Origin of the sequence: Paraburkholderia acidicola (assembly GCF_002362315.1) — a bacterium.
In the GTDB taxonomy this organism is placed as follows: domain Bacteria; phylum Pseudomonadota; class Gammaproteobacteria; order Burkholderiales; family Burkholderiaceae; genus Paraburkholderia; species Paraburkholderia acidicola.
Genome location: NZ_MTZV01000004.1, coordinates 165,446 through 187,007, shown reverse-complemented (window position 1 = coordinate 187,007; position 21,562 = coordinate 165,446). Strand labels below are relative to the sequence as shown.

Sequence of the window (21,562 nt, the reverse complement as noted above, 5' to 3'; positions counted from 1 at the left end):
TGACGACGTCGCGTGTGCTCAGGCCGTCGCTGTGCCGCGCTGCGTAGTGCGCAGCATGCTGACGATCGCCGCGACCGCCGCAAAGCATGCCGCGACGTAGAGCGCGATGGTCGGTCCGTTCTGCGGCGCCAAGCCGAAGATCAACGCGACGAGCGCCGCGCCCAGCGTCTGCCCGGTGAGCCGGGCGGTACCGAGCATGCCGCTTGCGCCGCCGCTGCGCGCGCGTGGCGCGGCGGCAAGCATCGTGCGATTGTTCGGCGACTGGAAAATGCCGAAGCCCGCGCCGCACAGCGCCATGCGCCACGCGATCTCGAACGGCTCTGGATGAGCGCCCAGTGTAGCGAGCAGCAGGAGTCCGCAGGCCATCACGATCAGCCCGATGCCACCGAGCCATCCCGCCGACAGCTTGTCCGACAGCACTCCCGAGAGCGGCGCTGCGACGACGATGGCGAGCGGCCATGGCGTGATCAATAGCCCGGTCTGCACTTGCGAGAAGCCGAGCGTGTTCTGCAACAGGAACGGGAACGACACGAACGTCAGCATCTGCGCCGCGAACGAACACACGGACGTCCCCACCGAGAGCGCGAAGATCGGGATGCGCAGCAGATCGACCGGCAGTAGCGGTGCGGGTTGGGTCAGTTGCCGGCGCACGAAGATGTAGCCGATTGCGATCGCGCCGACGAGTTCGGCCGCGACGTACGCGTAGCGTTCGCCATGACCGAAACCGTCGAGGGCGAAGATCAGCAGACCGAATACGAGCGCGTTCATCACCGCGCTCGGATAGTCGTAGGGCGAGTCGTGCCGTGTGTTGGCGGGCAGTGCCTTCAAACCGACGGAGAGCGCGACGATGCCGATTGGCACGTTGATCGCGAACAGCCACGGCCACGTTGCAACTGACAGCACAGCTGACGCGACCGTCGGTCCCACCGCCGCCGATATCGCCACCACCATGGCGTTGATCGCGATACCGCGCCCGAGCTGCGAGGGCGGATAGATCATGCGCACGAGCGCCGTGTTCACGCTCATGATGCCGGCCGCGCCGAAACCCTGGAACACCCGCACGAGCGCGAGCATCGGCAGCGAAGTGGCCAGTGCGCAGCCGAGCGACGCGACGGTGAACAGGATCATTCCGCCGAGATAGACGCGCCGGTAGCCGATGCGATCGCCGAGCGACGCGAGCGGCAGCAGCGAGATCGTCACGGCGAGCTGGTAGGCGTTGACGACCCAGATCGAGGACGCGGCGCTGGCATTCAGATGACGCGCGATGGTCGGCAGCGCGACATTGGCGATGGCGCTGTCGAGTACCGCGAGCGTGACGCCGAGCGCGACCACGACGATCGCCCAGTAGCGGGCGGGCAGCGGGAGTCCTTGTTCTGTGGCGGTGGTCATCGGCGGGGAAGGGAGCGTGGCGGGAGCGGAAGACAGCAACAGAAACAACAAGCGAAAAGGGCCGGTCGGCGGGCTGCATGCGGCCCACCGACCGGCGCCGGCCATGGCGAGCCGGTTACTTCAGTTCGTACAGACCTGTGTGCGTCGCTGAATCGAGTTCGTTCAGATGCGTCATGAAGCGCGCGACCGCATTCGTTGTCTCGGCACTGATCGGCAGATGCGCGACCTTCAGCGCGTGCAGCCGGAAGATGTAGCGGTGCGGTTTGTCGCCGCGCGGCGGCGCAGCGCCACCGAAGCCCACCGTGCCGTAGTCATTGCGTACCTGCAGCGCGCCCGGTGGCAACAGACTGCCGTCGGCCTTGCCGGCGTTGCGCGGTAGTGAGCGGGTATCGGCGGGAAGATTGACGACGACCCAGTGCCAGAAGCCGCTGCCAGTCGGTGCGTCGGGATCGTAGACGGTGAGCGCGAAGCTTTGTGTATCGGCAGGCGGTGCATCCCATTGCAGCGCGGGCGACACGTTATCGCCGTCGACGCCAAACGATCGGTCGTCGAACTCGTGAGCTTTCGGCATGAAACCGTTGACGGGAAAGTCGTCGGACCAGAGTCGGAAATCGGCCATCGGATGCCTCCTTCGAAGAGGGTTCTGAAGACGGACGGGCGCGCTCAGCAGGCTCGTCCCATTAGCCAATCGAGTGTATCACCGGCGCATGAAGCGGTTATGCGAACCCGGCACGCGCGGGGCACTCCGGATTTCTTCAGAGCGTCTATCCGGCCGGCGTCTGGGCTGGCACCTGGACTCGAGCTGGCGGCGCGGCGCCACGCTCTTCGAACGTGAGCGCTTCGCCATGCAACCAGTCGATGAGACGTTGCAGCACACCATCGAGATCGCGGTGCGCGCCGCGCAATGCGCACTCCCACACGGTCGCGACACGCCATCCTTGTTCGAGTAGGAGGCGCTGTGCCTTTTCGTCGTTGCTGCGATTGCGGCCGATCTTGTCGCGCCAGAATTCGGGGCGCGTCTGCGGCCATTTGAAGAGGTGACAGTCGTGACCATGCCAGAAGCAGCCGTGCACGAACACCACGGCGCGAAAACGCGGCAACACGATATCGGGGCGTCCCGGCAGATCGCGAGCATCGAGGCGAAAGCGCAAGCCCTGCCGATGCAGCAAGCTGCGGATCAGAACCTCCGGCTTCGTGTTGCGCCCGCGAATGCCGGACATCATCCGGCTACGTGTGGCCGGGTCGACGACGTCGACCATTACGCGACGAGTGCGAGCGCCGGAGCCACTGGCGCAGCACCGAGCAGCGCATCGACGTGCGGCAACATGATGCGCGCGACCTCGCGCATCACCGGCATCACGACGCTGTTGCCGAACTGCCGGTACGCCTGCGTGTCGCTGACCGGAATCCGGAATGTGTCGGGAAAGCCCATCAACCGTGCGCACTCGCGCGGCGTGAGCCGCCGCGGACGTTTGCGCGAACCCTGATGCACGAGAATCTCCGAGCCGTCCTTGTGATAGCGCGCCGACAGCGTGCGCGTCACGCTGTCCGGATAGGCGAGCCCGAAACCGAAGCCGTTGCCCGCCGCACGATGCTTGTCCGCGTAATGCTGCAGGTACGCCCATAGCTTCGGCGTGAGCGTGTATTTCGGTTGCACGCGGCGTTTCGCGTGATCGAAGAAGCGGTCGCCATCCCACGGCAACAGCGGTTCACTACCATCGGTGCGATGCAGGATCGACGTGAGCCGCGGGCCATCGGTGGGCAATTGCAGATCGTCCCACGAGAACGCGGTCTTCTCGCGAAACCCGACCAGCAGAATCCGCTCGCGATGCTGCGGCGTGAAATGCTGCCCGTCGATCACGCGGTAATGCACGTCATAGCCGAGTTCGTCTCGCAGCGTCTGCAGGATCACCTCGAACGTGCGGCCTTTATCGTGCGACAGCAGGTTCTTGACGTTCTCCAGCAGAAACGCGGCCGGACGTCGCGCGGCGATGATCCGTGCGACGTCGAAGAAGAGCGTGCCCTGAGTCGTGCACTCGAAACCGTGCGGCCGCCCAAGCGCGTTCTTCTTGCTGACGCCGGCGATCGAGAACGGCTGACACGGAAAGCCGCCGAGCAGGATGTCGTGCTCGGGGACAGCATCGGCGGGACAGGACACGATGTCGCCGATGAACTCCCGCTCGGCGCCGAAGTTTTCGACGTAGGTTTTCTTCGAGAACGCGTTCCACTCGCTGGTGAATACGCAGGCGCCGCCGTGCGCTTCGAAGCCCATGCGGATCCCGCCGATGCCGGCGAACAGATCGATGAAGCGAAAGCGCGCGGGGGCGTCGACCGGGATTGTGGTGGCAGTTTGCAGCAACCCGTGCAGCGCCGGCTCAAGCATCGCTGGGCAAGGCGTTTCGCCTTTTTCCCAGCGCCGTACTGTCTTGATGTCCTTGCCGACGTAGGCGGCGATTTCTCGTTGTGTAAAGCGGATGCGCGCCTGTTTCAACAGATCGAGCGGGGCGGCCTGGGTCACGGATCGTCCTTGCTGGGAATTTTTGCGGACATTATGACCTATGGGTGACCCGGATGCGGAGCTGATTTTTCGTTGTAGTTGTCCGTGGGGCGCGCTTTGGGATGCGCTGGATCGGCCTGTGACGTATCAGTGCGATGTGCAATCAGGCAGCCCTGGCGACTGTGGAGCAAGCATCTCGGAGCAGCCGCCAGGTGTTCGCGCTGCGCGGCACAGCATCGGCGATCGTCGCCAGTGCGGTCAACGATTGTCAAATTTACGTTAGACGAAGCGGGGCGGCGCCTCGCTTGCGTCAATCCGGACTTACACAGATTTGACTGCGCACCGCAGCCTAATGCCCGTGCCCGCCACCGTGGCCGCCGCCGTTGCCACGCCCGCCGCCATGCTGCCAATAGCCGCCGCCGTAGTGGCCGTGGTCGCCCCAGCCGCGGCGCTCATAACCGCCCCTGCCTCCGCCGCCCCAGATATTGACCGTCCCGTAACCGTATGCCGGTGCGTAGTCGGGACCGTAGCCGGATCCGTAGGCGTAGCCTTGATCGTAGTACCCGTAACCCGGAGCCACCACGCAGCCCGCCAGCATAACGACTAGTCCTGCCGCTGCCATGAGCCTGAACATGATTCGCCCCTCCTTCCAGCTAAGAAAGGAAAGAGGGGCGTGAAGTTCGAGCTGAATTGTGTCCGCGGGTTACCGGTTCACCGATCGGACACGACGTGAGCCTAGCGGCAGAGCTTCTCCCAGTGATGGTGAACGCGCACGTTACGGCATACCGGCCGATGATGATCGTAGGCGAATGCCTGCGACGCGCTACCCAGGCTGGCAGCCACGGCAACCAGCAGCAGAAGGTTTTTTTTCATGTGGAATCCTGGGTCTCTGTGATTGTGTGATTGTGTGATTGTGGACAAGCAGGTTCATCGTAACGGAGCCACATGACGAACAGCTGAATGGACAAACCCGCAAACCTCGCGAAATGGTAAAGACACCTCAGCCGATATTGGATACAACTTCAGCAACAATGATTTGTGATGTTAGGTATTAACCCTAGGTTCATTCCCTCCTAGACTGTTCTTAACGGATGCCGACGAAACGAAACGCGGTACCGCAAACAACAATCTCTGGAGGTAGTAATCATGAAATCACTTATCAAAGCTGTCGCGCTTGCCGCAATCCTCGCCGCTCCGGTGGTGTCGTTTGCTCAATCGAACCAACCGCTTACGCGCGCACAAGTTCGCGCCGAACTGGTTCAGATCGAAAAGGCCGGTTATAACCCCGCTACTGCCAACGACTACGATTACCCGGCCAATATCCAGGCTGCTGAAGCAAAGGTCGCTGCAGAAAACGGTGCCGCAGAAAACGGCGCCGCGCAAACGAGCTACGGCCCGTCGGTGAGCGGTTCGTCGGATGCGGGTCGCCCGGCCGCGGCAGCAGGCGCGAAGAGCATTTACTTCGGTCAGTAAGCCGAAACGACGCCGGCTTCGAGGCTGGCGCGAAGAATTCCATAGGGGTGGCTGTTGCATCCCACCACGCAACAGGCTCGCGTCTCATGTGGGACCCGGGCCTGTTTCGCAAGTGGTCAATCAAACCTCCGCTGCCGATGTCCGGTGGCTTTCGCCCAGGCTTCGCGGTCTGGGCGCTTTTCGTGGAATCTGCCCACAGCGGTTTCCGGCCCCTTCAGCAGACGAATTCACCGAAACATTTGGTAAATATTACTTTGTTTAGTTGAAAGAACATGGTGTTTTTTCTGATTTCGAATATTGTGAAAGACGTGGATACTTCCAGTCAGGCATTTCAGTTCGAGGTCATTTATGCCAACACTTCCTCTTTCAGACGACGCCTGGAGTCAGGTCAGGCATCTCTTCCCGCATAGCGACGCACGTCGTTTCGGGCGCGCGAGCCGTGATCCGCGGGAAGTGCTCAATGCCGTCCTGTGGGTGGTCACCCAGCACGAGCGCTGGCAGCATCTGCCCGCCGATTACCCGCCGTCGCAGACCTGCTACATCAAGTGGCTGCAATGGACGCGCGCCGGAATCATGTCCGAAGCGCTCCTGCTGCTCGACCTTTACGGCGAAACCGAGCAACTAGAAGAAGAGCAGACGGCGTGAGGCTGGGCTTGGCGGTTCAATAGCGAATTCCGGTAAGATTGCGGCTCGCCGCGCCCCCTGAAAAGGCGCGGCGCGGCCGGATATTGTCTTGAACCGATATAAGAGTGCGCTGTGAGCGAAGTGATCGAATATAAAAACTGGGTCTGCCTGATTTGCGGCTGGATTTATAACGAAGAAGAAGGGTTGCCTGAGGAAGGTATTGCGGCAGGCACTCGCTTTGCCGATATTCCCGAGGACTGGCGCTGCCCGCTGTGCGATGTGGGCAAGGCCGAATTTGCTGCGGTGGAGTTTTAAGTCTCGCGTTTTTGACGTGGACGTGGTGCTTTAATCGCGCACTGCAATCACGATCAATTCGCGGCTCTGCTCGTCGACCGGCGCGCCCGACCAGTCGCCGTACCAATGCGCGATCGAGAAACCTGAATCCGTGAGCGTCTGCGCGAGCGTGGACTGCGAGCGAAAGCGCAATTCGCTGGCCGAGACCAGCTCCTCTCCGGTCGCATCGAACTGATAGTGCGTGACAAAGCGCACGCACTCGCCGCTTACCTCGATGAGTTCGTGCCATACCTTGACCGTGTTGTCGCCGTCGACGCTGATCCGACGTAGCGACGCTTCCGGCGTCCATGCCTTCCATGGCGCGGATTGCGGATGACGGCTTTCGAATGCGAGACGGCCGCCCGGCCGTAACGTACGATATGCGGCGGCAAGGGTTGCCCGCCAGTCCAGATCGTCAACGAATACCTGCGCGACGTGACCTGTCATTAACGCGAGGTCGGCCTGCGTATCGCTGGCTTGCTGTGCGTCACCTTCTATCCATTGCACACGCTCGCCGCCCGGGCGACGACGCGCGACGTCGAGCATGGCGCGCGCCGGATCGATACCCGTCACCGCATGGCCGCGCCGCGCGAGTTCGCAGGTGAGAAGGCCCGTGCCGCAGCCGATGTCGACGATATGGCTTGCTCGCAGCGACGCGGCGAGCGCCAGATAGAACCCGGTGTCGGCGCCGAAGGGATTGAGCGTGTCGTAAAGCGCGACGAGACGTGGGTCGGTATAGAGCGTATTGGTCGCTGTCATGCTGCGGATGGTAGCGGTGAAGTGTGCGTGTCGGGTGCCATTTTCGTGTGCGGGCGCGTTTGCTATACTCTGGCCCCTGCGGCGCGATTCGCGTTCGGTGCGGTCTCTTCCCGCCGACACGAAGCTGTCCCACGCTACGATGATGCACTTAGGAACGTAGCTGTTTATCCGGGACGCAGGGCATCTGGTTTTCGTCGCCCGGTGCTCTTGCTCGCTGTGGTTTTCTCCCCGTAGTTCAATGGATAGAACAAGTGCCTCCTAAGCGCTAGATACAGGTTCGATTCCTGTCGGGGGGACCAGTCTGACTCTCAACATCTCCCAAGTTTGCCGAGAAAAGCACTGTATCCGTTGCACTACGGTGCTTTTTTGCCGCCGTCATTTCCCATGGTTGCTCAGGAGAAGCCAGATTTTTGGGGTATCGGTGGTGTCAGGTGTGCGAGGCCTCTGGCAACGCGTTCAGCTTGATCCCAAGTGCACGCAGGAGCTTCAGGACGGTCCCGAGTTGTGGCTTCGAGCCAGGTTTCAGCGTCTTGTATAAGCTCTCGCGACCTAGCCCGGCGTCCTCGGCCACTTTTGCCACGCCGCGGGCTTTCGCCACGTCGGCAATTGCAGCCATGAGAAGGTCAGAATCTCCTTCTTCCAGAGCGGCATTAAGGTATGCGGCGATCATCTCCTCGCTATCGAGATGTTCAGCAACGTCGAAACGTGAAATTTTAACTTTGGTCATATCGCACTCCATTGCGAAACCACATTACTCTTGAATTTCCTTCCACAGCTTCACGGCATGTTTGATGTCTGCTTTTTGCGTTGACTTGTCGCCACCGCAAAGCAGGAGATAGGTGACCCGTCCCTCGCGAGCAAAGTACACGCGATACCCCTGACCGACGTCGATTTTCATTTCCGAAACGCCATCGGTCAAAACCTTGAATTCGCCGAAATTTCCTGCCTCTGCACGTCGGATGCGCACATAGATCGCAGCACGTGCTTTCAAGTCCTTGATGCCGTCAACCCATGCATTGAATTCGTCGGTACTGTGGATCGTGTTCATGTGATGCATTGTATCCCTATGGATACATGAAAGTCAAAGACATGCTCAGCCTACCCGACGATGCGTTCCGGGCGCACGTTGTTGCATATCTGGTTGTCCACGATGCCGCGATTACCGAAAACACTAACCATCCTCGGTACGCCGATCCCCGCCACATCCCCGGTGTATCCTGTGCGGCGCGGCCTCTCGCAACGATCGCCCATGTGTGCTGCCTACGCGCCTCTACGGCGGACACGCAAGGCGCAACGCCGCTTTCCTACAGGAGAAGAACATGTTCAACAACAAATGGTTGGCCAGTGCTGCGCTCGCCGGCTTGCTCGCTGTGTCGGGCGTTGCGCAGGCTGAAGGCGTCTTCTTTGTCGCGCCGAAGGACGGCGCCACCGTGAGCAATCCGGTGCATGTGCAGTTCGGTATCGATGGCATGAAAGTCGTGCCGGCCGGGACTATCGCGGAAGGCACCGGCCATCATCATCTGCTGATCGACGGTCAGCCGTTGCCGAAGGATCAGGTGATTCCCGCCACGGCCACGTCGCTGCATTTCGGCAAGGGCCAGACGGAAACCGATATTACGCTGCCGCCTGGCGACCACACATTGACCCTGCAATTCGGCGACGGCGCGCACCGGTCGTACGGCCCCGAGTGGAGCCAGACCATCACCGTGCACGTGCAGTAACACCGCTTTCCGCGGATAAGCCGCAACTCTGGCGTTGCGGCTTATCCCGTTGCAGTCTGGCGCACAATCCGCATAACGTCCCACCCACCGCCCGCAGAACCACCCCAACCGGAGCCCGCACGTATCCCCAATGGCCGCCCAGGCGACCCCGGCCTTTCGGACGAAGCGGCGGCGCCTCGCCCGACCGGTACAATGAGCGGTTCCGATTCATCGCAGGTTCTCTTAATTCTCCATGTCGCTTTACACCATTACCGGCGCGCAACTCGCGTTCGGTCACGTCGCATTGCTCGATCACGCCGATTTCTCGCTGGAAGCGGGGGAGCGCGTCGGTCTGATCGGCCGTAACGGCGCGGGCAAGTCGTCGCTGCTGAAAATCGTCGCGGATCTGACGAAGCCCGACGACGGCCTCATCACGCGTCAGCAGCATCTCACCACCGTCTATGTGCCGCAGGAGCCCGAGTTCGACATCGATGTGTCGGTGTTCGACGCGGTTGCCGCGGGGCTGACCGAGGCGCGCGCGCTGCTCGACGAATACGACGAGGTCGCGCACCGGCTCGCCGACGTGCCCGAGGGCGCGGAGCACGACGCACTGCTCGCACGCATGAACACGCTGCAGTCGTCGCTCGATTCAATCGATGCCTGGAACTGGCGCAATCGCGTCGAAACCACGCTTGCGCAGATCGGTCTCGACGGCGATGCGCGGGTCAGCGCGTTGTCTGGCGGCATGAAGAAGCGCGTCGCACTGGCGCGCGCACTTGTCGTGCAGCCCGATGTGCTGCTGCTCGACGAGCCGACCAACCATCTCGACTTTGAAGGCATCCGCTGGCTCGAGGATCTGCTGGTCTCGCAGCGCGCAGGACTGTTCTTCATTACCCACGATCGCGCGTTTCTCGATCGCGTCGCGACCCGCATCGTCGACCTGGACCGCGGCCGTCTGCTGTCGTATCCGGGTAATTTCTCCGCCTACCAGACGCGCAAGGCGCAGCAACTCGAAGTGGAGCGGGTCGAAAACGACAAGTTTGACAAGCTGCTCGCGCAGGAAGAAGTGTGGATTCGCAAGGGCGTCGAAGCGCGTCGCACACGCAGCGTCGGCCGGATCGCGCGGCTCGTGCAGATGCGTAACGAACGCGCGGATCGCCGCAATGTACAGGGCAATGTCAGGCTCGATGTCGGGCAAGGCGAGAAGTCCGGCAAGATCGTCGCGGAGCTGACCGACGTGACGAAGCGCTACGGCGCGCGCACGGTGATCGACGAATTCACCGCGACGGTGATGCGCGGCGACAAGATCGGTTTTGTCGGGCCGAACGGTGCGGGCAAGACGACGCTGCTGAAGCTGATCCTCGGTGAACTCACGCCGGACGACGGGACGGTGCGCATCGGTACCAACCTGCAGGTTGCTTACTTCGACCAGATGCGCGCGCAGCTCGATCTGGACAAGAGCGTTGCCGATACCATCAGCCCTGGTAGCGACTGGGTCGAGGTCAACGGCACGCGCAAGCACGTGATGAGCTATCTCGGCGATTTCCTGTTCGCACCCGAGCGTGCCCGTTCTCCGGTGCAGTCGTTGTCGGGCGGCGAGCGCAACCGCCTGCTGCTCGCGCGTCTGTTCGCGCGTCCCGCGAACGTGCTGGTGCTCGACGAACCGACCAACGATCTCGACATCCCCACCCTCGAGCTACTCGAAGAACTGCTCACGGACTATGACGGTACGGTGCTGCTCGTGAGCCACGATCGCGCGTTTCTCGACAACGTAGTGACTTCGGTGATTGCCTCGGAGGGCGAGGGGAAGTGGCGCGAATACGTTGGCGGCTTTACCGACTGGCAACTGCAGCGCGACCGGTCTGCGCAGATCGCGCGCGACGCGCTTAAGCAGCCGGCGAAGGAAGCCGCGCCGGAGTCGGCGCAGAAAGACAGTGCGACGGGTCGCAATGCGCAGCGCGTGGCGAAGCTCTCGTTCAAGGAGCAGCGCGAGCTGGAGGCGTTGCCCGCGCAGATCGCGGCGCTTGAGGCCGAGCAGAAAACCATCGGCGCGCAGCTTGAAGACGGTTCGATTTTTGCGAAGGATGCGTCGGAAGGCACGCGGCTGACTGAGCGCTACGGCGCAATCGACGGTGAGCTGCTGGCGGCGATGGAGCGCTGGGATGAGCTGGAGAGCCGGCGCAAGTGACAGGCAGTCGGGTTTAACCGTCTTTAATAGTCGAATTGCCCGTCGCATCGAAATCAGTAAAATACCCCGCGAACAGGCTGCCTCGCGTGCAGGCAGCCGGCAATGCAACAGTTTGCTCGCGCTGCGGGCACCCCATTTACTCCGTTGTTTCGTTTCGTTTTTTGAAAGCTCGACGGAACCCAAGCAAGCCATGTCTACGAAAAAGCCAAACGCGACTTATAGCGAAGCGTCGATCAAGGTGCTGAAGGGCCTGGAGCCGGTCAAGCAGCGGCCCGGCATGTACACGCGCACCGAAAATCCGCTGCACATCATCCAGGAAGTCATCGATAACGCGTCGGATGAAGCGCTCGGCGGCTTCGGCAAGGAGATCACGGTCACGCTGCACGCGGATCAATCGGTATCCGTCGACGATGACGGCCGCGGCATCCCGTTCGGCCTGCATCCCGAAGAAGGCGTGCCGGTCGTCGAAATTGTGTACACGCGGCTGCACGCTGGCGGCAAGTTCGACAAGGCTGCGGGCGGCGCGTACACGTTCTCGGGCGGTCTGCACGGCGTCGGGGTGTCGGTGACGAACGCGTTGTCCACGCGCCTCGATGTCACTGTCTGGCGCGATGGCAAGATCGCCGAACTCGGTTTCGCGAACGGCGATGTCGTGCGTCCGCTCGAAGTGCGCAACGCCAGCCGGAGCGACAAGAAATCGGGCACGCGCGTGACCGCATGGGCGAATCCGAAATACTTCGATTCACCGAATCTGCCGGTCGGCGAGTTGCAGCGCCTGCTGCGCTCGAAGGCGGTGCTGCTGCCCGGCGTCGAGGTGACACTCGTCATCGAAAAGACTGGCGAGCGGCAAACATGGAAATACGAAGACGGTTTGCGCGGCTATCTGCTGGAAGGACTGGATGGTAGCGATCTGCTGATTCCGGTCTTCGAAGGCGAGCGCTATGCGGAAAACTCGCGTTCGAACGAAGAAACGTTTGCTGAAGGCGAGGGCGCCGCGTGGGTCGTTGCGTGGAGCGAAGAAGGGCCGCTCACGCGCGAATCGTACGTGAACCTGATTCCGACGCCAGCCGGCGGCACGCACGAGTCCGGTCTGCGCGACGGTCTCTATCAGGCGGTAAAGAGCTTCGTCGAGTTGCACAACCTGCAGCCGAAAGGCGTGAAGCTGCTCGCCGAAGATGTGTTCGCGCGTGTGTCGTTTGTGTTGTCGGCGAAGGTGCTCGACCCGCAGTTCCAAGGTCAGATCAAGGAGCGCCTGAATAGTCGCGACGCGGTGAAACTCGTGTCGTCGTTCACGCGGCCGGCGCTCGAACTGTGGCTGAACCAGCACGTCGAACTCGGCAAAAAACTCGCCGATCTCGTCATCAAGCAGGCGCAGGCGCGCACCCGTGCCGGTCAGAAAGTCGAGAAACGCAAGAGCTCGGGTATTGCGGTGCTGCCTGGCAAGCTCGTCGATTGCGAAACGACTGATATCGCGCGTAACGAACTCTTTCTCGTCGAAGGCGATTCGGCGGGCGGCTCCGCGAAGATGGGGCGCGACAAGGAGTATCAGGCGATCCTGCCGCTGCGCGGCAAGGTGCTGAACACGTGGGAAACCGAGCGCGACCGGTTGTTCGCGAACAACGAAGTGCATGACATCTCGGTGGCGATCGGTGTCGATCCGCACAACCCCGATGACGTGGTCGACCTGTCCAATCTGCGTTACGGCAAGATCTGCATCCTGTCGGACGCGGACGTGGATGGCGCGCACATCCAGGTGTTGCTGCTCACGCTGTTCTTCAAGCACTTCCCACTGCTGATCGAGCGCGGTCACGTGCATGTCGCGCGGCCGCCGCTCTTTCGTGTCGACGCGCCCGCGCGTGGCAAGAAGCCCGCGCAGAAACTCTATGCGCTCGACGAAGGCGAACTTGAGGCGATTCTCGACAAGCTGCGCAAGGACGGTGTGCGCGAATCGCAATGGACGATCAGCCGCTTCAAGGGCCTCGGCGAAATGAGTGCCGAGCAGTTGTGGGACACGACGATGAATCCGGACACGCGGCGTCTGTCGCCGGTCGCGCTCGGCGAGCTCGACTTCGATGCGACTGTCGCGCGGATGACGATGCTGATGGGCAAGGGCGAAGCGGCGTCGCGGCGTACCTGGCTCGAAGAAAAAGGTAACGACGTCGAAGCGGATATCTGAGTACGGCGTGCCGGCCGCGCGAACACTGGCGCGCCGCATGCTCGGTACTCACAGCAAATACGGATACGGAATCTAGATGGACGACAACACGCCTGATCTTTTCACCGAACCTGTGGCGCCGCCCGACGGCGAATTTCTCACGCTCGGCAACTACGCGGAGCGTGCGTATCTCGACTACGCGGTAAGCGTCGTCAAGGGCCGCGCGCTGCCTGATGTCAGCGACGGCCAGAAGCCGGTGCAGCGCCGCATCCTGTTCGCCATGAACGAGATGGGACTGGCCGATAACGCGAAGCCGGTGAAGTCGGCGCGCGTCGTCGGCGATGTGCTCGGCAAGTATCACCCGCACGGCGACCAGTCTGCGTACGACGCGCTCGTGCGTCTCGCGCAGGACTTCTCGATGCGCTATCCGCTGATCGACGGCCAGGGTAACTTCGGCTCGCGTGACGGCGACGGCGCGGCGGCGATGCGCTATACCGAAGCACGCCTCACGCCGATCTCGAAGCTGCTGCTCGACGAAATCAATCAGGGCACCGTCGATTTCATGCCGAACTACGACGGCTCGTTCCAGGAACCGAAGCTGTTGCCCGCGCGCCTGCCGTTTCTGCTGCTGAACGGCGCATCGGGCATCGCGGTCGGCCTTGCTACCGAGATCCCGTCGCACAACCTGCGTGAAGTCGCCGCAGCGGCGGTGGCGATGATCCGCCAGCCGGCGTTGCAGCACGCGGAACTGATGCAGCTGGTACCGGGCCCGGACTTTCCGGGCGGCGGCCAAATCATTTCTAGCGAAGCTGAGATCGCTGCGGCTTACGAAACCGGCCGCGGCAGCCTGAAGGTGCGCGCACGCTGGAAGATCGAAGATCTCGCCCGCGGACAATGGCAGCTCGTTTTCACCGAACTGCCGCCGGGCACGTCGGCCCAGCGTGTGCTCGAAGAAATCGAAGAGCAGACCAATCCGAAGATCAAGCTCGGCAAGAAGACGCTTACGCCCGAACAGCTCCAGACGAAGCAGACGCTGCTCGCGCTGCTCGACGCGGTGCGCGACGAGTCGGGCAAGGACGCGCCGGTGCGTATCGTGTTCGAACCGAAGACGAGCCGCGTCGATCAGACCGAGTTCGTCAACACGTTGCTCGCGCATACGAGCCTCGAATCGAATACCTCGCTGAACCTGGTGATGGTCGGCGCAGACGGCCGACCGCGGCAGAAGGGTCTCGCGGAAATCCTGCGCGAGTGGATCGGTTTCCGTTTCGCCACGGTCACGCGCCGCACGCAGTATCGGCTGACCAAGGTCGACGACCGGATCCACATCCTCGAAGGGCGGATGATCGTCTTCCTCAATATCGATGAGGTGATTCGTATCATCCGTGAGTCGGACGAGCCAAAACCCGCGTTGATGGCCGCATTCGGTCTGAGCGACCGGCAGGCGGAAGACATTCTCGAAATCCGGCTGCGCCAGCTCGCGCGCCTCGAGAAGATCAAGATCGAGAAGGAATTGGGCGAGCTGCGCGACGAGAAAGCGAAGCTTGAGGAACTGCTCGGTAGCGAACCGGCGATGAAGCGGTTGATCATTCGTGAAATCGAAGGCGATGCGAAGCAGTACGGCGACGAGCGCCGTACGTTGATTCAGCAGGAAAAGCGCGCGGTCTTTGAAGTGCGCGTTGTCGATGAGCCGGTTACGGTCGTCGTGTCGCAGCGTGGCTGGGTTCGTGCGCTGAAGGGCCACGGTCTCGATGCGGCGAGCTTCACGTTCAAGGCCGGCGATGGTCTGTACGCGGCGTTCCAATGCCGGACGCCCGATACGCTCGTCGCGTGGGGTAGCAACGGACGTGTGTATTCGGTTGCTGTGGCGCTGTTGCCTGGCGGTCGCGGTGACGGCGTGCCGGTTACGTCGCTGATCGAGCTCGAATCGGGTTCTCATCTGATGCATTACTACGCGGCTCCCGCCGATCAGCAACTGCTGCTTGCTTCGAGCAATGGGTTCGGCTTTGTCGCGAAGGTTGGCGATATGGTCAGTCGTGTGAAGGCGGGTAAGTCGTTCATGACGATCGATGCGGGTGCTACGCCGCTCGTGCCGATGCCGATGTTGCCCGATGCGACGCGGGTTGCGTGTCTGTCGAGTGGCGGGCGGTTGCTGGTGTTTGGGCTTGATGAGATGAAGACGCTGTCGGGTGGGGGGCGTGGTGTGATCCTGATGGGGCTCGACGAGAATGAGTCGTTGGTGCAGGCACTGGCTATTGGGAAGGCGGGGCTGGTGTTGTCCGGCACCGGGCGCGGTGGCAAGGTCTATGAAGAGGTGTTTGCTGGTGCTGCCTTGACGCCGCACGTTGGGAAGCGGGCTCGGAAGGGGCGTTTGCCGGATACTAAGCTTAAGTTGTTGACGTTGCGACCGGTGGCGGCTGAGTAAGGGTTTGATTGGCATCGCCGGCGGCTAGTTGTTTGCTCGTCGCGGTCGGTTCTTGTTTGCCTGTGCAGGCGGCTCTTTGTTAGCGCCTCGCGGCGCAGGCGTTGCCCCTGTGCGGGGCGGCACTTACTTTCTTTGCGCGCGCCCCGAAGGAAGTCCCCTTGGGGGAGCAAAGAAAGTAAGCAAAGAAAGCCGCTTGAGACGTTACCTGGTCTTTTCCGCGTGTAGCCTTCGTGGCCCGCACCTAAGTGTCGTCCTCGCACTGAAACGTTAGTGGTCCGAGACGAGATCATCCGTCGCATCTTTGGCGGTAGTGACAAGGCAGTCATTCATCCCGCTCGCACTGCGTGCTCGCGGTTGGGTGACCACGTGGGAAGGCGGGGGTGGGGTGATCCGCACGTGGGCGTCTGCGTCGCGAGGGCAAAATCGCAGTTGTTGGTCCAGGCACTGAGCATTTACCTGGTAAAGATCGAACCGAATACATACACTGCGGTCGAATGCCTGCAACAACGAACGGCGTCGCAGCCAAAAACAAAAAGGGATCACCCATCATGAACAAAGCGATCGAAGTCGCACTCTTTCTACACCTGCTCGCCGTCGCCGTCTGGATCGGTGGCATGGTCTTCGCACACTTCTGTCTGCGTCCGGCGCTCGCCGACCTCTCGCCTCAACTGCGACTGCCACTCTGGGAATCAGTGTTCGCACGCTTCTTCAACTGGGTCGCGGCATCAGTGCTGGTCATCCTGCTGACCGGCGGGTTCCTGCTCACTCAATTCGGCGGCGGTCACGCCGCGTGGCAACTCCACGCGATGGCCGGCCTCGGCGTCCTGATGATGCTGATCTTCGGCCATATCCGGTTTGCCGTGTTTCCGCGCATCCGCCGCGCCGTGCAGGCTCAGAACTGGCCCGACGGTGCGCGCGCAGTTGGCACCGTGCGACGTCTCGTGGTGATCAATCTCGTCCTTGGCGTCGTAACGATCGGTTTTGCGGTGCTCTCGCGCGGATTCTGATTGCGGCGCGGTGCCGCGCTGCTTCACGTTGCCACAATCACACGGCGCCGCCACTGCCACCGCACTGCGCCACAACCACACCGCGCCACCACTTCGCAGCGTCACCCCACAGCATTCCGCTAACGCACAGCACCCAGCCGCTCCGCCAGCGAATACCGCTGCATACACCGCTCCATACTGTCGAGAAACGCATTATCGGCCGCACTCATCTTGCGGTCGCGATGCCACAGTAGATGCACGTCGACATCGGCGAGTCCTTCGTCGGGTGGCAGGCGCCATAGCCGCTGCTGCGCGATGTCGTCGCGCACGATGTGCTCCGGCAGGCAGCCGATCCCATAGCCCGCGAAAATCAGCCGGCGCACTTCGTCGAGACTCGGCGACGACGCAACGATCCGCCCGGTAAAGCCCTTCTGATCGCGAAACACCGTCAGCGGCGACAGGCTGTCGCCGATCTGGTCGCTCGTGAACGACACGAAATTCTCCGCGAGCAGGTCTTGCATCGTCAGTTGCGACTGGCCAAACAACCGATGATGCTTGCCGCAAAAAATCGCATAACGCTGCCGCAAGAAGCAGCGCATCTCGAGCTTGTCGATCGGGCTGCGGCACAGGCTCAGACCCGCCGTCGCGGTTTTTTGCAGCAGCGACGAGATGATGTCCGACGAGCGCATCACTTCAATCTGCAGATCGATCCGCGGGTACGCGCGATGAAACTCCGCGAGAAACTCGTCGTACACCGGCGAATCGATCCGGCTCACACTGAGCAGTCGAATCGACCCGGTGATGTCGTCGGTGCGGTCGTCGAGCTCGGTTTCGAGCCGCGAGATGTTGCCGTAGATATCGCTGGCAATCCGGTACACCTCTTCGCCCGCGTGGGTCGGTGTGAAGACCGTCCCGCGCCGCTCGATCAGCTTGCGTCCCAGCGCTTCTTCAAGCCGCTTCAGCGCCTGGCTGACCGCCGGTTGCGTGACGTAGAGCCGCGCGGCCGCCCGGCTCACGCTGCGTTCCTGAATGATCACGAGGTAGGTGCGCAGCAGGTTCCAGTCGAGTCGGTCGTTCAGGAAGCGGGCGATGTCGGCGCGCATGGGCAGGGCTCCGGGATACTTATATTAGTGAAATTTATGCCGTGAATAATAACTGGAAATTTGACTAATGTATTGTGGCTGGCGATAAACAGGCTGTGCGCCGGATGCCGTGGCGCGACCACCACGCGCTAGACCACACGTCCGACCATCCGCCAGAGGAGCCCACCCCATGAGCCAGCCCGCCATTCCCGCCCGTCAGCCGGCGCGCGCCGCGACTGCGGCGTTCATCGGCACGATGATCGAGTGGTACGACTTCTATATCTATGCGACCGCCGCTGCGCTGGTGTTCGGCGAGTTGTATTTCCCGTCGCACGATCCGTTCGTCAGCACGATGGCCTCGTTCGCGACGTTCGCCGTGGGGTTCTTCGCAAGGCCGCTCGGTGGTTTGATCTTCGGCCACCTCGGCGACCGCATCGGCCGCAAGAAGGCGCTGATGACCACGCTGATGATGATGGGCGTTGCGACGGTCTGCGTCGGGCTGTTGCCCGATTTCTCGAAGGTCGGTTTGCTGGCGCCGGTGCTGCTCGTGCTGCTGCGCATCGTGCAGGGCATCGCGGTTGGCGGCGAATGGGGCGGGGCGGTGCTGATGGCGGGCGAGCACGCACCGCAGGGACGCCGGACCTTCTTCGCGTCGTTTGCGCAGCTCGGCAGTCCCGCAGGGCTCATCCTGTCGCTGGTCGCGTTTCGCGCGGTGACGTCGATGGACAAGGCCGATCTCATGTCCTGGGGCTGGCGTCTGCCGTTTCTCGCGAGCTCGGTGCTGCTCGTCGTCGGGATTCTGATTCGTCTCGGCGTCAACGAGTCGCCGGAGTTCCAGCGTGTCAAGGACACCAGCAAGACGCTCAAGTTGCCGATTGCTGAGGTGTTTCGTTCCGCGTGTGGCCTCGTACTGCTGTGCATCGGTGCGAACACGATCGGCATTGCCGGTGTGTACTTCACCAACACGTTCATGATCGCGTACACGACGCAGTACGTTGGCGTCGCGCGCTCGCTGATTCTCGATTGCCTGTTCGCGGTCGCGATCATCCAGTTCTGCGCGCAGCCGCTTGCCGCGTGGCTCGCCGAACGCATCGGCGCCGCGCGCTTTCTAAAGCTCGCCGCGCTGTGCGCGATGGTGTCGCCGTATCCGATGTTCCTGCTCGTGCAGCGCGGCAGCGTCGTGCCGATGGTGATCGGCATCGCGATCGCCGTGGTGTGCATGGCGAGTTTCTATTCGGTGATCGCGGGTTTTGTCAGCGGTGTGTTCGACACGCGCGTGCGTTACTCCGCGATCTCGCTGTCCTACCAGGTGTGCGGCGCGATTGCCGGCGGCCTCACGCCGCTCGTGGGCACGTGGCTCGCTCATCGATACGCCGGCGCGTGGTGGCCGCTCGCGGTGTTTTACACGTGCCTCGCGGGCATCTCGCTGCTGTGTATCGCCGCGCTCGACGCGCGGCGCGAACAGCGCGCCGATGTGCGCGACGAAGCATACGAAAAAGCACATGAAAAAGCGCGCGATCCGCTCGCCGCGAACTGATCGATTGATTCAGCCAATCTGAGGACACGATGAAAGACCTGTTGCACGTCGACGGCGCCCGGCTATGGGCGAGCCTGATGGAGATGGCCCAGGTAGGCGCGACACCGTGCGGCGGCGTGCGCCGTCTCGCACTCACCGACGAGGACAGACGCGGCCGCGATCTGTTCGCGCAGTGGTGCCGTGAAGCGGGCCTGCGCGTGAGCGTCGATGAAATCGGCAACCTGTTTGCGACCCGCGCGGGCACCGACGCGGATGCGGCGCCGGTGCTGATCGGCAGTCATCTGGATACGCAGCCAGAGGGCGGGCGCTTCGATGGCGTCTACGGCGTATTGGCCGCACTCGAAGTCGTACGCGCGCTGAACGATGCGGACCTCGCGACCGAAAAACCGATCGAGATCGTTTCGTGGACCAACGAAGAAGGCGCCCGCTTTACTCCGGCGATGCTCGGTTCGGCGGTATTCACGGGGACGATCCCTCTGCAAGAAGCACTCGATAAACGCGATGCGCAGGACGTCATGCTCGCCGATGCGCTCACCGCAACCGGTTATCGCGGCACACGCCCGGTAAACGGCATCGCCGTCGATGCCTACTTCGAAGCCCATATCGAACAAGGCCCTGTGCTCGAAGCGAACGGCACGACGATCGGCATCGTGACCGGTGGCCAGGCGATCCGCTGGCTCGACGTGACGGTGACCGGCACGGCCGCGCATGCGGGCACGACGCCGATGCCGTATCGCCGCGACGCGTTGTTCGCGAGCGCGCAGATGGCGATCGAACTGGAGCGCATCGTCGAGCGCTATGCACCGCGCGCGCTCGCGACGATCGGTCAGGTCGAGATTCCGAACGCGTCGCGCAATACGATTGCCGGGCGCCTGATGTTCACCGTCGATCTGCGTCATCCCGACGACGCCCAGATCGATGCGATGGAACGCGATCTGCGCGACGCGTTCGCGCGACTTGCCGAGGCGCGCGGTGTGCAACTCGACATCGCAACACGCTGGGTCAGCCCGGCGACACCGTTCGACGGGCAGTGCGTGGCGCTCGTCGCCGACGCGGTGGGTGCGCTAGGCTATACGCATGAGCGCATCGTCAGCGGCGCTGGTCACGACGCGATTCATCTCGCCCGCTATTGCCCGACGGCGATGGTGTTTATTCCGTGCGTCGATGGTTTGTCGCACAACGAAGCCGAAGACGCATTGCCCGACGATGTGACACGCGGCGCCGACGTGTTGCTCAACGCGGTGCTCGCACGCGCCGGCGTTGCACAGAAAGTGGCGGCGCACGGCTGAAGATACTGCGCGAACAGCGGGTGACGCGATTGCAACGCGCCGCGCGCACGTCGACTTCAACACTCGAGGCAAGACACCGACATGCTGACTTTCTTCCATCCCGACCAATTGCTGCATCATCCGCGCAGCTACCTGTCGCGCGGGCAGATGCGCTCGCCGCAGGAAGTATCCGAACGCGCGATGCGTCTCGTCGCCGCCGCGCAGACACTCGGCTTCGACGTACGCGAACCCGCCGATGCCGGTGCCGCGCCGCTCGCAGCCGTACACGACACGCACTACCTGCGCTTTCTCGAAGAAGCGCATCGCGAATGGAAAAAGATCCCTGCCGACTGGGGCGACGAAGTGATGTCGAACGTCTATGTGCGCGAGCCCAACCCGTTGCGCGGTGTGCTGGCCCAGGCGGCGCGCTATCTCGCCGACGGTAGCTGTCCGGTCGGCGCACAGACCTGGCGCTCGGCGTACTGGTCGGCACAATCGGCGGTGGCTGCGGCCGCTGCCGTCAACAGCGGTGTGCGCGAAACGTGGGCGTTGTGCCGACCGCCCGGTCATCACGCGCGCACCGATGCGGCCGGCGGCTTCTGCTACCTGAACAACGCGGCGATTGCGGCGCAGGCGCTACGCAGCCGCTACGGACGTGTCGCGATTCTCGATACCGACATGCATCACGGTCAGGGCGTGCAGGAAATCTTCTATGGACGCAACGATGTGCTGTACGTGTCGGTCCACGGCGATCCGACCAACTTCTATCCGGTGGTCGCGGGTTTCGAGGACGAGCACGGGGCTGGGGCGGGCGCGGGCTTCAACGTCAATCTGCCGATGCCGCATGGTTCGTCGGAAGCGACGTTCTTTGCGCATGTCGACGAAGCGTTGCAGGCGTTGCAGCGCTTCGAGCCCGATGCGCTGGTGCTCGCACTCGGTTTCGATATCTACCGGGAGGACCCGCAGTCGCAGGTGGCGGTGACGACCGAAGGGTTCGGCCGACTCGGCGAAGCAATCGGTGCGCTCGGTCTGCCGTCGGTGATCGTGCAGGAGGGCGGCTACCACCTCGCGAGCCTCGAAGCGAACGCGCGCGCGTTCTTCGGTGGCTTCGCGGGGGCGCGGGGCGGTTAGTGCGCGTTGTGGTTGCAC

General features: G+C 62.5%; 21 protein-coding genes and 1 tRNA gene. 12 read left to right on the top strand and 10 right to left on the bottom strand.

From position 1 onward, the window contains the following. Positions 1-18: 18 nt before the first annotated feature. The 6 genes from BWP39_RS11070 to BWP39_RS31955 form a co-directional block, all read right to left on the bottom strand. Complete coding sequence (locus tag BWP39_RS11070; RefSeq protein WP_096720062.1) at positions 19-1,389, bottom strand: MFS transporter; 1,371 nt, start codon at positions 1,387-1,389, stop codon at positions 19-21. Between the two features lie 115 nt (positions 1,390-1,504). Then, a complete protein-coding gene (locus BWP39_RS11065; protein WP_096720060.1) occupies positions 1,505-2,008 on the bottom strand; it encodes a YbhB/YbcL family Raf kinase inhibitor-like protein in 504 nt (167 codons plus the stop codon). Positions 2,009-2,153: 145 nt separating this feature from the next. Further along, positions 2,154-2,648: a very short patch repair endonuclease gene (locus BWP39_RS11060; RefSeq protein ID WP_096720058.1), complete on the bottom strand. Its 495-nt coding sequence runs from the start codon at positions 2,646-2,648 to the stop codon at positions 2,154-2,156. Continuing rightward, on the bottom strand, positions 2,648-3,907 hold the full coding sequence (dcm, locus tag BWP39_RS11055; RefSeq protein WP_096720056.1) for a DNA (cytosine-5-)-methyltransferase: 1,260 nt from the start codon (positions 3,905-3,907) through the stop codon (positions 2,648-2,650). Before dcm ends, BWP39_RS11060 begins: the two co-directional genes overlap by 1 nt. A 328-nt stretch (positions 3,908-4,235) precedes the next feature. Continuing rightward, positions 4,236-4,520, bottom strand: a complete 285-nt coding sequence (locus BWP39_RS11050) for a hypothetical protein (protein WP_096720054.1) — start codon at positions 4,518-4,520, stop codon at positions 4,236-4,238. A 101-nt stretch (positions 4,521-4,621) separates the two neighbouring features. Next, positions 4,622-4,759, bottom strand: coding sequence for a hypothetical protein (locus BWP39_RS31955; protein WP_170043851.1), 138 nt, complete (start codon positions 4,757-4,759; stop codon positions 4,622-4,624). Positions 4,760-5,032: 273 nt separating this feature from the next. On the opposite strand from BWP39_RS31955, the gene BWP39_RS11045 reads away from it, so the two are divergent. From BWP39_RS11045 to BWP39_RS11035, 3 genes are all read left to right on the top strand, one after another. Next, positions 5,033-5,359 (top strand): DUF4148 domain-containing protein, encoded by a 327-nt coding sequence (locus tag BWP39_RS11045; protein ID WP_096720052.1) that lies wholly within the window; start codon positions 5,033-5,035, stop codon positions 5,357-5,359. 348 nt (positions 5,360-5,707) lie between these two features. Further along, positions 5,708-6,004, top strand: a complete 297-nt coding sequence (locus BWP39_RS11040; protein ID WP_207556751.1) for a transposase — start codon at positions 5,708-5,710, stop codon at positions 6,002-6,004. A 111-nt stretch (positions 6,005-6,115) separates the two neighbouring features. Further along, positions 6,116-6,298 (top strand): rubredoxin, encoded by a 183-nt coding sequence (locus tag BWP39_RS11035; protein WP_096720050.1) that lies wholly within the window; start codon positions 6,116-6,118, stop codon positions 6,296-6,298. A gap of 30 nt (positions 6,299-6,328) precedes the next feature. On the opposite strand, the gene BWP39_RS11030 is transcribed toward BWP39_RS11035, so the two are convergent. Next, on the bottom strand, positions 6,329-7,075 hold the full coding sequence (locus BWP39_RS11030) for a class I SAM-dependent methyltransferase (protein WP_096720048.1): 747 nt from the start codon (positions 7,073-7,075) through the stop codon (positions 6,329-6,331). Positions 7,076-7,299: 224 nt separating this feature from the next. Between BWP39_RS11030 and BWP39_RS11025 the strand changes: the two genes are divergently transcribed. Continuing rightward, positions 7,300-7,374, top strand: a tRNA-Arg gene (locus BWP39_RS11025). A 128-nt stretch (positions 7,375-7,502) separates the two neighbouring features. On the opposite strand, the gene BWP39_RS11020 is transcribed toward BWP39_RS11025, so the two are convergent. Together BWP39_RS11020 and BWP39_RS11015 are read right to left on the bottom strand one after the other, a co-directional pair. Next, a complete protein-coding gene (locus BWP39_RS11020; protein WP_096722436.1) occupies positions 7,503-7,802 on the bottom strand; it encodes an addiction module antidote protein in 300 nt (99 codons plus the stop codon). 24 nt (positions 7,803-7,826) lie between these two features. Next, positions 7,827-8,123 carry a type II toxin-antitoxin system RelE/ParE family toxin gene (locus BWP39_RS11015; RefSeq protein ID WP_096722434.1) on the bottom strand — a complete coding sequence of 99 codons (297 nt, stop codon included), beginning with the start codon at positions 8,121-8,123 and terminating at the stop codon, positions 7,827-7,829. A 271-nt stretch (positions 8,124-8,394) separates the two neighbouring features. Between BWP39_RS11015 and BWP39_RS11010 the strand changes: the two genes are divergently transcribed. The 5 genes from BWP39_RS11010 (at position 8,395) to BWP39_RS10990 (ending at position 16,547) form a co-directional block, all read left to right on the top strand. Then, positions 8,395-8,796 carry a DUF4399 domain-containing protein gene (locus BWP39_RS11010; RefSeq protein WP_096720046.1) on the top strand — a complete coding sequence of 134 codons (402 nt, stop codon included), beginning with the start codon at positions 8,395-8,397 and terminating at the stop codon, positions 8,794-8,796. A 232-nt stretch (positions 8,797-9,028) separates the two neighbouring features. Continuing rightward, positions 9,029-10,963 carry an ATP-binding cassette domain-containing protein gene (locus tag BWP39_RS11005; protein ID WP_096720044.1) on the top strand — a complete coding sequence of 645 codons (1,935 nt, stop codon included), beginning with the start codon at positions 9,029-9,031 and terminating at the stop codon, positions 10,961-10,963. A gap of 190 nt (positions 10,964-11,153) precedes the next feature. Further along, on the top strand, positions 11,154-13,139 hold the full coding sequence (locus BWP39_RS11000; RefSeq protein ID WP_096720042.1) for a DNA topoisomerase IV subunit B: 1,986 nt from the start codon (positions 11,154-11,156) through the stop codon (positions 13,137-13,139). Positions 13,140-13,215: 76 nt separating this feature from the next. Continuing rightward, positions 13,216-15,540, top strand: a complete 2,325-nt coding sequence (gene parC / locus BWP39_RS10995) for a DNA topoisomerase IV subunit A (protein ID WP_096720040.1) — start codon at positions 13,216-13,218, stop codon at positions 15,538-15,540. 548 nt (positions 15,541-16,088) lie between these two features. After that, positions 16,089-16,547 carry a CopD family protein gene (locus tag BWP39_RS10990; protein ID WP_096722432.1) on the top strand — a complete coding sequence of 153 codons (459 nt, stop codon included), beginning with the start codon at positions 16,089-16,091 and terminating at the stop codon, positions 16,545-16,547. A gap of 119 nt (positions 16,548-16,666) precedes the next feature. Here BWP39_RS10990 and BWP39_RS10985 read toward each other — a convergent pair whose 3' ends face one another. Beyond that, positions 16,667-17,629 carry a LysR family transcriptional regulator gene (locus BWP39_RS10985; RefSeq protein ID WP_096720038.1) on the bottom strand — a complete coding sequence of 321 codons (963 nt, stop codon included), beginning with the start codon at positions 17,627-17,629 and terminating at the stop codon, positions 16,667-16,669. Positions 17,630-17,798: 169 nt separating this feature from the next. On the opposite strand from BWP39_RS10985, the gene BWP39_RS10980 reads away from it, so the two are divergent. The 3 genes from BWP39_RS10980 (at position 17,799) to BWP39_RS10970 (ending at position 21,544) form a co-directional block, all read left to right on the top strand. Beyond that, entirely contained in the window at positions 17,799-19,145 is a 1,347-nt protein-coding gene (locus BWP39_RS10980; protein WP_207556750.1) for an MFS transporter, read from the top strand. A 29-nt stretch (positions 19,146-19,174) separates the two neighbouring features. Then, entirely contained in the window at positions 19,175-20,434 is a 1,260-nt protein-coding gene (locus BWP39_RS10975) for a Zn-dependent hydrolase (RefSeq protein WP_096720036.1), read from the top strand. 81 nt (positions 20,435-20,515) lie between these two features. Then, positions 20,516-21,544: a histone deacetylase family protein gene (locus BWP39_RS10970; protein WP_096720033.1), complete on the top strand. Its 1,029-nt coding sequence runs from the start codon at positions 20,516-20,518 to the stop codon at positions 21,542-21,544. The last annotated feature ends 18 nt before the right edge of the window (positions 21,545-21,562 follow it).